Below are 11,201 nucleotides of genomic sequence, written 5' to 3' on the forward strand. Positions count from 1 at the left end.
GAACCGCGTCGGTTATCCTTCCGTTCATCTTGCAGGCCGGGACGCTCCACCCGCCAAGGTTCGAGTGAAGGATTTTCGCGATGATCGAGAAGATGGAAGATGGACCCGAAGGCGTCGCGGAACTCCGCGCCTCGGGCACCGTTCTCAAGCATGACGTGACCGAGGCGATGCGCCTCGTAGGCACGGCGGACCGGATGATGGTCGTCGTCGCGCCGCGCTTCGATGGCTACATGGCCGAACTGATCGGCGGGCTGCGCCAAAGCTGCGAAGACGGTCAGGCCGGGCGCTGCGCGCTGGTCGTGCCGGAGGATATGCGCTCCGAGGCGGATTTGCAGGGCGAGGGCGGCGCGTTCCGCATCTTTACCGTGCAGGCGGAGGCGGAACGCTGGCTCGGCTCTTAGCGCAGGCCGATTTCCGAGAGCGCCACGGCGAGCTCGCGGGGCAGAGCCTCTTCGCGGGCACGGCCCTTGGGCAGATCGCGGGGTGCATCCTCGGGGCTGAGATAACGCCAGCCCTGGAAGGGGCGACGCGACAGGGCCTCTGTCCGGATCACCTCGCGGTCGAGCACGATGGCGCAGCGCGCAATCCCGTCCGCGCCCATCACCTCGGACAGTTCCAGAATGCGCTGGCGCGCCAGCACCGCGCCCTTGAAGACCCAGTACAGCGACCCGCCGTTGAGGATTTCGTCCGCGCGTTTCGGCCACATGCGCGTGACATGCATCGCCGGCCCTTTGCCATAACGGCTGGCCTGCCACGCGATCAGGTCTTCGACCTTCTCGGCGCCGACGCACAGTTTTATCAGATTCACCACTTTGTCACCCATGCCCCTTAACTAGGATTTCGTTCCCGCGACGGCAATGTCCGATTTGCGTCTGGTCATGCGAAGAGGCCTTAGGTATAGTGTCAGCCCGCCCCCGACGCACGATATGCGGCGGGGGCTTTCGATTTCTGACCTCACTCGAACTGCTGCCACGAGGACCTCATGAGCCGTTTTGCCGCCCCGATTGCCGAACAGATCTGGGACATGAAATACCGCCTGAAAGAGCAGGACGGGACCCCGATCGACGCCACCGTGGAAGACAGCTGGCGGCGTATCGCGCGCGCCTTGGCCGAGGTCGAGGATAAGCCCGCGAAATGGGAAGAGAAATTCTACGGCGCGCTGGAAGATTTCAAATATCTCCCTGCCGGCCGTATCGCCGCAGGTGCCGGCACGGGCCGCGCCGTGACACTGTTCAACTGCTTCGTCATGGGCACGATCCCCGACAACATGGGCGGCATCTTCGACATGCTCAAGGAAGCCGCGCTGACGATGCAGCAGGGCGGGGGAATCGGCTACGACTTCTCGACCATCCGTCCGCGCGGGGCCGAGGTGAAGGGTGTCGCCGCCGATGCCTCCGGCCCGCTGAGCTTCATGGATGTCTGGGATGCGATGTGCCGCACCATCATGTCGGCGGGCTCGCGCCGTGGCGCGATGATGGCGACGATGCGCTGCGATCACCCCGATATCGAGAGCTTCATCACCGCCAAGCAGGATTCGGCCCGTCTGCGGATGTTCAACCTGTCCGTGCTGGTGACCGACGCGTTCATGGAGGCCGTGAAGGCGGATGGTCCGTGGGATCTGAAATACGGCGACAAGGTCTATCACACTCTGAACGCCCGCGATCTGTGGAACAAGATCATGCGCGCGACCTATGACTACGCCGAGCCGGGCGTGATCTTCATCGACCGCATCAACAAGATGAACAACCTCAACTATGTCGAGCAGATCGCCGCGACCAACCCCTGCGGCGAGCAGCCCCTGCCGCCCTATGGCGCCTGCCTGCTGGGCTCGATCAACCTCGCGCGGCTGGTGACGAACCCGTTCGAGGCGGATGCCGGGCTGGATCCCGAGCAGCTCGACGAGATGGTGCGCCTTGCGATCCGCATGATGGACAACGTGGTCGACGCCTCGCGCTTCCCGCTGGAGCAGCAGCGCGAAGAGGCGCAGAACAAGCGCCGCATCGGGCTGGGTGTGACCGGTCTGGCCGACGCGCTCCTGATGCTGGGCCTGCGCTATGGCTCGGAAGAGGCCGCGGCACAAACCGAAGCCTGGATGAAGCAGATCGCGCGGGCGAGCTATCTCGCCTCGGTCGATCTCGCGAAGGAGAAGGGGCCGTTCCCGCTGTTCGACGCCGAGAAATACCTCGCCTCGGGCAACATGATGCAAATGGATGACGACGTGCGCGAAGCGATCCGCGAGCACGGCATCCGCAATGCGCTGCTGACGTCCATCGCGCCCACGGGCACGATCTCGCTCTACGCGGGCAACGTCTCCAGCGGCATCGAGCCGGTCTTCGCCTATGCCTACAAGCGCAAGGTGCTTCAGCCCGACGGTTCGCGCACCGAGGAAGAAGTGGTCGATTACGCGGTGCAGATGTGGCGCGACAAGTTCGGAGACAAACCGCTGCCCGACTATTTCGTCAATGCCCAGACGCTCGCGCCGATGGACCACGTCCGGATGCAGGCGGCGGCGCAGAAATGGGTCGACAGCTCGATCTCCAAGACCATCAACTGCCCCGAGGATATCCCCTTCGAGGCGTTCAAATCGGTCTATATGGAAGCTTGGGACACCGGCTGCAAAGGTTGCACCACCTACCGTCCGAACGACGTCACCGGCTCGGTTCTCAGCGTTTCCGAGAAGTCCGAAGACGCGCCGGAAGTCGATGAGGGCGCCGATGTGGTCTACCTGACCGAGCCGCTGGACCGTCCCGCGGCGCTCGAAGGCTCGACCTACAAGATCAAGTGGCCGGGCTCGGAGCACGCGATCTACATCACGATTAACGACATCGTCCAAGGCGGCCATCGCCGTCCCTTCGAGGTCTTCATCAACTCAAAGAACATGGAGCATTTCGCTTGGACCGTGGCGCTGACCCGGATGATCTCGGCGGTGTTCCGGCGCGGTGGCGATGTCTCCTTCGTGGTCGAGGAGCTGAAAGCCGTGTTCGATCCGCGCGGTGGCGCTTGGATGCAGGGCAAATACATCCCCTCCATGCTCGCGGCGATCGGCGGCGTCATCGAGCGTCACATGATCTCCATCGGCTTCCTCGAAGGCGAGGGCATGGGCCTGAAATCCGACCCCGAGGCCGACCGTATGGCCATCGGCGAAGCCCCCCGCGGCAAGGCCTGCCCGTCCTGCGGCTCCTACGCCCTCCGGATGGTCGAAGGCTGCATGACCTGCGCCGATTGCGGCCATTCGAAATGCGGCTGAGCTGATCCGGCCATTGATTTGAAAAGATCTGCCCCTGACCGTCTGGTCAGGGGCTTTTCTGTTCCAGCGGGTTACGATCTTCGATCTGATTTCATTTGCTGGACCGGCATCAATCCAGCGTCTGCCGGTAGCGCAGCAGCGAGATGACGATGATCGCCACGCCGATGATCAGGATCGCGCGCAGGTCGCCGGTGATGTCGGCCAGGTGGGCGCCCTTGAGCATCACTTTGCGCACGATCCGCAGGAAATGCGTGGCCGGGATCGCCGCGCCGATTACCTGTGCCCAGCCGGGCATGCCCGCGTAGGGGAACATGAAACCCGAGAGCAGGATGGTCGGCAGGATCGTCATGAAGCTCGCCTGCATCGCTTGCATCTGGGTGCGCACGAGGGTCGAGATCAGGAAGCCGAGGGCGAGGTTCACCACGATGTAGAGGTTGAAGCCGATGAAGAAGGCCAGACCCGATCCGAGGAACGGCACCCCGAACAGAAGCTTCCCGGCGATCAGGAACACGATGGTCTGGATGTAGCCGATCACAACATAGGGCAGGATCTTGCCCAGCATCACCTCGAGCGGTCGGACTGGTGTAGCGATCAGGGTCTCCATCGTGCCGCGCTCCGTCTCTCGTACGATCGCGATGGCCGTGATCAGCACCATGGTCATCGCGAGGATCACGGCGATCAGCCCCGGCACGATGTTCAGGGAGGTTTCGCCTGCCGGGTTGAATTGCTTGTGCACGACGACCGAGAACGGCGGCGACTGCCCTGCGACCGGGGCGAGGGGGCCCTCGAACGTTTGCTTCACCGCGGTGTCGACGATCCCCGCCAGGGCGCCTACGGCCGTCCCCACCGCCGTCGGGTCGGAGGCATCGGCGCTGACCAGCAGCTTCGGCGAGAGGCCCCGCACGATGTCGCGTTCGAAATTGGGCGGAATGACCACGACGAAATTCGCGGTGCCGTCGCGAAGCGCGCGAGCGCCCTCTTCGGCGCTGGTCACGATGCCCTCGAATTTGAAGTAATCCGAGGTTTCCATGCCTGACAGCACCGCGCGCGCCACCGGACTCTCGTCGGCCATCTCGATCAGGGTTGGCAGGTGATGCGGGTCGGAATTGATGATGTAGCCGAACATGATCAGCTGCAGGATCGGGATGCCGATCATCATCGCGAAGGTCATCCGGTCGCGCCGCATCTGGATGAATTCCTTGTAGAGCACCGCTCCGAAACGCGACAGAGAGAACCAGCTCATGCGGAGGGGCCTCCGTTGACACCGAAATTGTCGGCCGCTGTCGCCATCAGGTAGATGAAGACCTCTTCAAGCTCGGCCTCTTTCTTCTCCCATTTGCGTGCGTCGTTTTCGTTCCGCTTTTCAGCGACGACCGCGTCAAGCCCGGCGCTGTCGGTCGAGGAGACATGAAGCTGGGCGCCGAACCGCGCCACCTGTTCGACCCTGGGATCGGCGCGCAGATCGTCTTCTAGCTGGATCAGATCGCGGCCGGAGACCCGCCAGGTGGTCAGGCCGACCTGATGGGGGATCTCGGCCGCCGGCCCGTCGATCAGCTTCTTCCCGTAGGCGATATAGGCGATGTAGTCGCATTGCACCGCCTCATCCATGTAATGCGTCGAGACCAGCACCGTGACGCCCTGCTTGCTGAGCTGGCGGATCTCGTCCCAGAAGTCGCGTCGCGCCTTCGGGTCGACCCCGGCGGTGGGTTCGTCGAGCAAGAGGAGCGCGGGTTTGTGCTGCATGCACGCAGCCAGCGCGAGGCGCTGTTTCCAGCCCCCCGACAGCGTGCCTGCCAACTGCTTGCCGCGCCCCTCGAGGCCGAGCGTGCGCAGCGTCTCGTCCACCACCTTCTTGCGGTTTTTCACCCGATACATCCGAGCCATGAAGTCGAGGTTCTCACGGATCGTCAGATCGCCATAGAGCGAGAACTTCTGCGTCATGTAGCCGACGTTTTCCTTGATCAGGCGCGCGTCCTTGCGGATGTCGTAGCCAAGGGTGTGACCTTCGCCACCATCGGGGGTGAGCAGGGCGCACATCATCCGGATCGTGGTGGTCTTGCCCGAGCCGTTGGGTCCGATAAAGCCGTAGATCGCGCCTTTCGGCACCGACATGTCCACCGCGTCCACGACCTTCTTGCCACCATAGATTTTCGTCAGCCCGCGCACTTCGATCGCGGGTTCGGGCTCGGAGGTCGCGGCGGGCGTCGTGGTCATTTCACTCGCCTCAGGCTGACCGGCTGGCCGGGCAGGAGCGTCGCGCCCGCAGGAATGCGCGCCTCGGCGCGGAACACGAGCCGCGACCGTTCTTCGCGGGAATAGATGATTGGCGGCGTGTATTGCGGCTCGGAAGCCATCTTGCTGATCGTCACCTTGATGCCGGTGTCACAGCCGTCGCACTCCATCTCCAGCTGATCGCCGAGCGCAAAGTCGGCGCGCTCGGCCTCGGGCAGGAAGAACAGGACCTTGAGCGCGTTCGGCGGCAGGATCGACAGCACGGGCGCCCCCGCTGCGGCCACTTCCCCGGCCTTGTAATAGACCGTCTCGATCCGCCCCTCCACCGGCGCGGCGACCGTCATGTCATCGAGTTGCGACCGCGCGAGATCGGCATCGGCCTGCGCTGCCTCGAGCGTTTTCTGGGCAGCCAGAAGCTGTGCGCTGCGCGCGGGCAGGGCGGCCACTTCGAGCTGAGCCTTGAGTTGGGCGACCTGCGCCTCGGCCTCTTCGAGCGCAGCGCGGTCGACATCCACCTTGGCCTGCGCGACGATCTCGCGGGCGAACAGATCTTCGGTGCGCTTCAAAGCGGATTCCGCGAGATTGCGATGCGCGATGGCCTGTTCCAGCGAGGCCTTGATTACCTCGATCTCCGGGTCGCGAGAGCCGGTTTCGAGGTTGTTCAGATTGGCGCTCGCGGTCCCGATCTTGGCTTCGGCGGCGCGGACCGCTGCCTGCTGCTTGGTCGAATCCATGTCGAACAGGAACTGGTCGGCCTTCACCGTGTCACCTTCCACCACCGCCAGCGTCTTGATGCGTCCGGTGACCGAGGGGGCGACGTAGACATATTCGCCTTCGACATAGCCCGAGTAATGCGGCACCGGGGCGTCCCCGTAGCCGGGAATGATCGCGGCGAGCAGTGCGCTGATCCAGGCGAGGATGGTATCAAGCATCGGTCGAACCTTCTGTGGACAGGAAAACGCCGTGGAACAGGATATCGAGGTGGTTCTCGATCAACTGGTCGATCGCGAGCCCGCCCTCCGGCACGACGTTGAAGATTTCCGCAAGCAAGAGATGCACGACGATGGGACCGATGACCGAGCGCAGGGTCAGTTCGGGATCGACCGGGCGCAATTGGCCTGACGCTATGCCCTGCCGCACCATTTCAGTCGCTGCGGGCAAGACGTGGTCGAACACCTCGCGCCGATACATCGCTGCGATCTCGGGGGCGACGACGGCTTCGCGGATCACGACCTTGGGGATCGCCAGCACCTTCGGGTCCGAAAGCGAAGTCGCGATCAGCGAGAACAGCGCGCGCAACGTGCCGCGCGCGTCGTCGGAGCTCAGTTCGACAAGGGCTTGCGCCCGCGCGGCGATCGGAGAGACAGCCCGCCGCACCAAGCCTTCGAGAATGGCCTGTTTGGAGGGGAAATAGAGGTAGACCGCCCCTTTGGAGAGCCCTGCGGTCTTGGCGATCTGGGCCACGGACGTATGGGCGTATCCCTTCTCTTCGAAGAGCGTGAGGGCCGCGTCGAGCACCTCGTCGGGCCGCGCCTCGGCGCGACGGCGGAATTTGGGCTCGGGCGAGTCGGAAGTCGTCATGGAAAGAAAGTAACTGACCGGTCAGTCAGTAGCAATGACTTTGAATACTTCCTCGCCGGTTCAATGCAGTCCGCGAAAGAGTAGGGCTCGGTGCCGGCCACGCTGTGTCGCTGGATAAAGGTGCGGTCGGGAGTGCGGGAGATGGAGAGCGGACCCAGCCGCTTGCGACGAGCGGTACTCGCGGAAGCTGCTCGCATCGTTTCGTTCTTGGAGAGAAGGCCGAGCCGCGCGGGCCCGGCCATCAGGGTCAGCCGTTATAGTCTTCGTCGGCGACTTTCTCGAGCCATGTGACCGGCGAGCCGTCGATGCTCTCCTGAATCGCGATATGGCTCATCGCGGTGTCGGACGAGGCGCCGTGCCAGTGCTTTTCGCCTGCCGGGAACCAGACGACATCGCCCTGGCTGATCTCTTCGACGGGGCCGCCTTCGCGCTGGACGCGGCCGCGCCCGAAGGTGACGATCAGGGTCTGGCCCGCCGGGTGGGTGTGCCATGCGGTGCGCGCGCCGGGCTCGAACGTGACATGGCTGCCCGAGGTGCGGCCGGGCTCTTCGGCCTGAAACAGCGGGTCGACGCGGACGGTGCCGGTGAACCAGTCTTCGGGGCCCTGCATCGAGGCGTTGGTGCCGGAGCGAATGATCTTCATGGGAAAACTCCTTTCTTGGGGTAGGGGAGTGCGGGGCTCAGCCGCGCAGGTTCTCGAAATCAGAGTTGCCCGCCATAGACGGGAGGTTTGAAGTGCACGACTTCGGTTCATGCCCTGCAACCTAGTGCGGCAGGGGCGACAGGATAATCGGTGGAATCTTTACAGCACTCATGAGCAAGAGCCATGAATGTGCAGGTTCATTCAACCGAGCGTGATAATGGGAGCCCGGTCAACTGCGCTCCCGCACGGCTTCCAGAACCGCCCCGAAGGCGGAGGACGGGCGCTGTCGGCTGGGGTAATAGAGGTGGCGCGTGTTTCATGACGTCCACGGATTATCCAGGCGTCATTTCAGGTAGCCTGCGTCGCTTACCTGCGCGCCCCAGGTCGCAACAGATGAGCGCCGTTCATCTGTGGCAGTATTGCCTCTAGCAGCGGGAGGCCCCGGCCATGCGCTTTCCGAGGTTTCTCAGACCCGTCGCGGCGCTGTTCATCGTCGCGAGCATGGCCAGCGCTCAGGAAGCGAAAGGAGACAGCATGATCCCGATCATAGTGACCGTGACCGCAGGCGAGACGGTGCTGACCGCGAAGCTGGACGACACGCCCGCGGGGGCGCGATTTCGCGAGCCTGATCCGCTGGGGCTGACCCTGTGAGACGTCCACGGCGTCGAGAAGATCGCCGACCTACCGCGCGAACTCGACGCGACCAACGCGCCTCGGAGCTATGAGCCGAAGACGGGCGACATCACGCTTGATGCGCCGTGGGGCAATCTCGCGATCTTCTACAAGCCCTTCGCCAACTCGCCGGGCCTCGTGCGGCTGGGTACGTTCGACGGGTCGGTCGAGGTGCTGAAACCCGACGGTGCGGTTCGAACTGGCCGAGTGATCGCATATCTTCTTCGCGGCGTAGATCGGTAGTCCTGACCCAAAAGGAGACGCCGTGACTGTAGCCGAGCCTTTGCCATGTCCTGCCGCCACCCGCGCTGCGGGCGAAGAGCGCCTCGCGCGCTTCACGCCGAGGATGGGCGCGGCTTACGCGCAGGGGCGCAATTTCGATCACGGGGCCGGTCGGCACAGGGATGTCTCGCAACTCTCTCCCTATCTGCGCCGCCGTCTCGTGCTGGAGCGGGATGCGGTGGCGCGGGCCCTCGACGCCCATGGGGCAAAAGCTGCGGAGAAATTCGTGCAGGAGGTTCTCTGGCGAGGCTATTTCAAAGGCTGGATGGAGCATCGTCCGGCAATCTGGATGCGCTATCGCGACGGCTTGGCGCACGACCTCGCGACGCTCGAGGAGAGCCCCAAGCTAGCGGCGCGTGTGAACGACGCCGAGGCGGGACGCAGCGGTATCGCCTGTTTCGACGCCTGGGCGACAGAGCTGCGCGAGACCGGTTATCTGCACAACCACGCCCGGATGTGGTTCGCCTCGATCTGGATTTTCACGCTTCGGCTGCCGTGGCGGATCGGGGCGGATTTCTTCTATCGCAACCTGCTCGATGGCGATCCGGCCTCGAACACGCTCAGCTGGCGCTGGGTGGCGGGGCTGCATACGCGGGGCAAGTTCTATGCCGCCGAAGCTGCCAATATCGCGCGCTATACCGGCGGGCGGTTCGCGCCCGATCCCGCACAATTTGCGGCGGTGAGTGCGGGGCTGGAGGTGCAAGAGCCAGAGGGGCTGCCCCCGGTCGCCCCGTTACGCGCGCCGCGCGCCCCGCAGCCGGGGCTGCCCACGGCGCTTCTGATTACCGAGGAAGATTGCCGCGTCGAGGATTTCGATCTGGGCGCGCTCGACCTGCGCGGGGTGGCGACCGTCAGCGCAAGCCATCTGCGCTCGCCGCGCGCGGTGGCCGAACATGTCGCCCGGTTCGAGCGTGACGCGCTCGCCGATGCTACGGTTCGCTCAGGAATCTCTGAAGGGCTGCCCATGGGAGCCGACGATCTGGCCGTGCTCGTGGAATGGGCGCTAAGCCTTGGTGCCAAGCAGATCGTCACGCCCTTTATCCCGGTCGGCCCGCTTGGCGACTGGCGGGAGAGGGCGGACGCGGCGCTGGGCCAGCACGGTATTGCGCTGTGCGAGGTCAATAGGGATTGGGATCGCGCTATCTGGCCCCATGCCACGGCCGGTTTCTTCAAGATCAAGAAGAAGCTCCCGCGCATCCTCGAGGAGCTCGACCTGACCTGAGGGCGGTGGCCATCGCACCTGCCCTTGCCGATCATCGCCGAGTGATCGCGTCGCAGTTGAATTTTCCTAGTCATCTCAAAGCTTTTGGGCTACGATTCCATTCAGACCCGGAAAACGGGCGTATTCGAGGCAGTAACGGCAGTATAGCCCATGACAGAAATGGCATTCGGCACCGTCCCCGTGCGGGTCGGTGAACCCGTCTTACCGAAATGGTGGCGCACGATCGACAAATGGGCGCTCGGCGCCGTTTTGGCGTTGTTCGGCCTTGGCATGCTTCTGGGGCTCGCAGCCTCGGTGCCGCTGGCAGAGCGCAACGGACTCGAGCCCTTCTATTACGTGAAACGACAGGCGGCCTTCGGCGTGTTGGCGCTGTGCGTGATGCTGGGCATCTCGATGCTCGATCCGAAACAGGTGCGCAGGCTCGGCGTGATCGGCTTCGTGGGCGCGTTCATCGCGGTGATGCTGCTGCCGGTGCTGGGCACCGATTTCGGCAAGGGCGCGGTGCGCTGGTATTCCTTCGGCTTCGCCTCGATCCAGCCCTCCGAATTCCTGAAACCCGGTTTCGTCATCATCACCGGCTGGTTCATGGCCGCAGCGCATGAGGTCGGCGGGCCGAAGGGGCGGCTCTATTCCTTCCTGCTGATGGTGATCATCGTCGTGGCGCTCGCGCTGCAGCCCGACTTCGGTCAGGCCTCGCTGGTGCTCTTCGCCTGGTCGGTAATGTATTTCATCTCGGGCGCGCCGATCGCGCTGCTGACGGGGATCGGGGCGATGACCGTCGCAGGCGGCTTCTTCGCCTATAACTTCTCGGAACACTTCGCGCGCCGGATCAACGGGTTCCTGTCGACGGATGTCGACCCGCGCACCCAGATCGGCTACGCGACGAACGCCATCCAGGAGGGCGGGTTCTTCGGCGTGGGCGTCGGGCAGGGGTCGGTGAAATGGTCGCTTCCCGATGCGCATACCGACTTCATCATCGCGGTCGCCGCCGAGGAATACGGCCTCATCCTTGTCCTCGTCATCATCGCGCTCTACGCGACGGTCGTGATCCGGTCGCTGCTGCGCCTGATGCGGGAGCGCGACCCGTTCACCCGGCTCGCAGGCGCGGGTCTGGCATGCGCCTTCGGCGTTCAGGCGATCATCAACATGGGCGTCGCGGTGCGCCTTCTGCCCGCGAAAGGCATGACTTTGCCGTTCGTCAGTTACGGTGGCTCTTCGGTCATTGCTTCGGGGATTGCGGTGGGTATGTTGCTCGCGCTGACTCGGACCCGGCCGCAGGGGCAGATTTCGGATATTCTCGCCCGGCGCGGTCGCTAAAACCC

At 64.1% G+C, this 11,201-nt stretch carries 11 protein-coding genes; 5 read left to right on the forward strand and 6 right to left on the reverse strand.

The features are described from left to right. Positions 1–80: 80 nt before the first annotated feature. Complete coding sequence (locus B6V74_RS09195; protein WP_088722582.1) at positions 81–401, forward strand: hypothetical protein; 321 nt, start codon at positions 81–83, stop codon at positions 399–401. Here B6V74_RS09195 and B6V74_RS09200 read toward each other — a convergent pair. Continuing rightward, positions 398–823 carry a DUF1489 domain-containing protein gene (locus B6V74_RS09200; RefSeq protein ID WP_075775615.1) on the reverse strand — a complete coding sequence of 142 codons (426 nt, stop codon included), beginning with the start codon at positions 821–823 and terminating at the stop codon, positions 398–400. The genes B6V74_RS09195 and B6V74_RS09200 overlap by 4 nt on opposite strands. Positions 824–982: 159 nt before the next feature. Between B6V74_RS09200 and B6V74_RS09205 the strand changes: the two genes are divergently transcribed. After that, positions 983–3,247, forward strand: coding sequence for an adenosylcobalamin-dependent ribonucleoside-diphosphate reductase (locus B6V74_RS09205; RefSeq protein ID WP_088722583.1), 2,265 nt, complete (start codon positions 983–985; stop codon positions 3,245–3,247). A gap of 109 nt (positions 3,248–3,356) precedes the next feature. Here the strand turns inward: B6V74_RS09205 and B6V74_RS09210 are convergent, their stop codons facing one another. The 5 genes from B6V74_RS09210 to B6V74_RS09230 form a co-directional block, all read right to left on the reverse strand. Beyond that, a complete protein-coding gene (locus B6V74_RS09210; protein WP_088722584.1) occupies positions 3,357–4,490 on the reverse strand; it encodes an ABC transporter permease in 1,134 nt (377 codons plus the stop codon). Then, complete coding sequence (locus B6V74_RS09215) at positions 4,487–5,461, reverse strand: ABC transporter ATP-binding protein (RefSeq protein ID WP_088722585.1); 975 nt, start codon at positions 5,459–5,461, stop codon at positions 4,487–4,489. The genes B6V74_RS09210 and B6V74_RS09215 overlap by 4 nt, the downstream gene beginning before the upstream one ends. Then, entirely contained in the window at positions 5,458–6,411 is a 954-nt protein-coding gene (locus tag B6V74_RS09220; RefSeq protein ID WP_075775611.1) for an HlyD family efflux transporter periplasmic adaptor subunit, read from the reverse strand. The genes B6V74_RS09215 and B6V74_RS09220 overlap by 4 nt, the downstream gene beginning before the upstream one ends. Beyond that, a complete protein-coding gene (locus B6V74_RS09225) occupies positions 6,404–7,060 on the reverse strand; it encodes a TetR/AcrR family transcriptional regulator (RefSeq protein WP_075775610.1) in 657 nt (218 codons plus the stop codon). The genes B6V74_RS09220 and B6V74_RS09225 overlap by 8 nt, the downstream gene beginning before the upstream one ends. Before the next feature lie 247 nt (positions 7,061–7,307). Beyond that, entirely contained in the window at positions 7,308–7,703 is a 396-nt protein-coding gene (locus tag B6V74_RS09230; protein ID WP_088722586.1) for a cupin domain-containing protein, read from the reverse strand. Between the two features lie 447 nt (positions 7,704–8,150). Here B6V74_RS09230 and B6V74_RS19150 point away from each other — a divergent pair, with 447 nt between their 5' ends. From B6V74_RS19150 to B6V74_RS09245, 3 genes are all read left to right on the forward strand, one after another. Further along, positions 8,151–8,354: a hypothetical protein gene (locus tag B6V74_RS19150; RefSeq protein ID WP_088727767.1), complete on the forward strand. Its 204-nt coding sequence runs from the start codon at positions 8,151–8,153 to the stop codon at positions 8,352–8,354. A 286-nt stretch (positions 8,355–8,640) separates the two neighbouring features. After that, positions 8,641–9,879: an FAD-binding domain-containing protein gene (locus B6V74_RS09240; protein ID WP_240497080.1), complete on the forward strand. Its 1,239-nt coding sequence runs from the start codon at positions 8,641–8,643 to the stop codon at positions 9,877–9,879. A gap of 150 nt (positions 9,880–10,029) precedes the next feature. Further along, positions 10,030–11,196, forward strand: coding sequence for a putative peptidoglycan glycosyltransferase FtsW (locus B6V74_RS09245; protein WP_075775608.1), 1,167 nt, complete (start codon positions 10,030–10,032; stop codon positions 11,194–11,196). Positions 11,197–11,201: the final 5 nt, after the last annotated feature.

The organism is Thioclava sp. F42-5, assembly GCF_002213195.1.
GTDB classification, from domain to species: Bacteria; Pseudomonadota; Alphaproteobacteria; order Rhodobacterales; family Rhodobacteraceae; genus Thioclava; species Thioclava nitratireducens.

Coding starts and splice junctions, on each gene's coding strand:
- B6V74_RS09215 (WP_088722585.1), bottom strand. CDS start 5,461: ATGACCACGACGCCCGCCGCGACCTCCGAGCCCGAACCCGCGATCGAA.
- B6V74_RS09210 (WP_088722584.1), bottom strand. CDS start 4,490: ATGAGCTGGTTCTCTCTGTCGCGTTTCGGAGCGGTGCTCTACAAGGAA.
- B6V74_RS09230 (WP_088722586.1), bottom strand. CDS start 7,703: ATGAAGATCATTCGCTCCGGCACCAACGCCTCGATGCAGGGCCCCGAA.
- B6V74_RS09225 (WP_075775610.1), bottom strand. CDS start 7,060: ATGACGACTTCCGACTCGCCCGAGCCCAAATTCCGCCGTCGCGCCGAG.
- B6V74_RS09205 (WP_088722583.1), top strand. CDS start 983: ATGAGCCGTTTTGCCGCCCCGATTGCCGAACAGATCTGGGACATGAAA.
- B6V74_RS19150 (WP_088727767.1), top strand. CDS start 8,151: ATGCGCTTTCCGAGGTTTCTCAGACCCGTCGCGGCGCTGTTCATCGTC.
- B6V74_RS09195 (WP_088722582.1), top strand. CDS start 81: ATGATCGAGAAGATGGAAGATGGACCCGAAGGCGTCGCGGAACTCCGC.
- B6V74_RS09220 (WP_075775611.1), bottom strand. CDS start 6,411: ATGCTTGATACCATCCTCGCCTGGATCAGCGCACTGCTCGCCGCGATC.
- B6V74_RS09200 (WP_075775615.1), bottom strand. CDS start 823: ATGGGTGACAAAGTGGTGAATCTGATAAAACTGTGCGTCGGCGCCGAG.
- B6V74_RS09245 (WP_075775608.1), top strand. CDS start 10,030: ATGACAGAAATGGCATTCGGCACCGTCCCCGTGCGGGTCGGTGAACCC.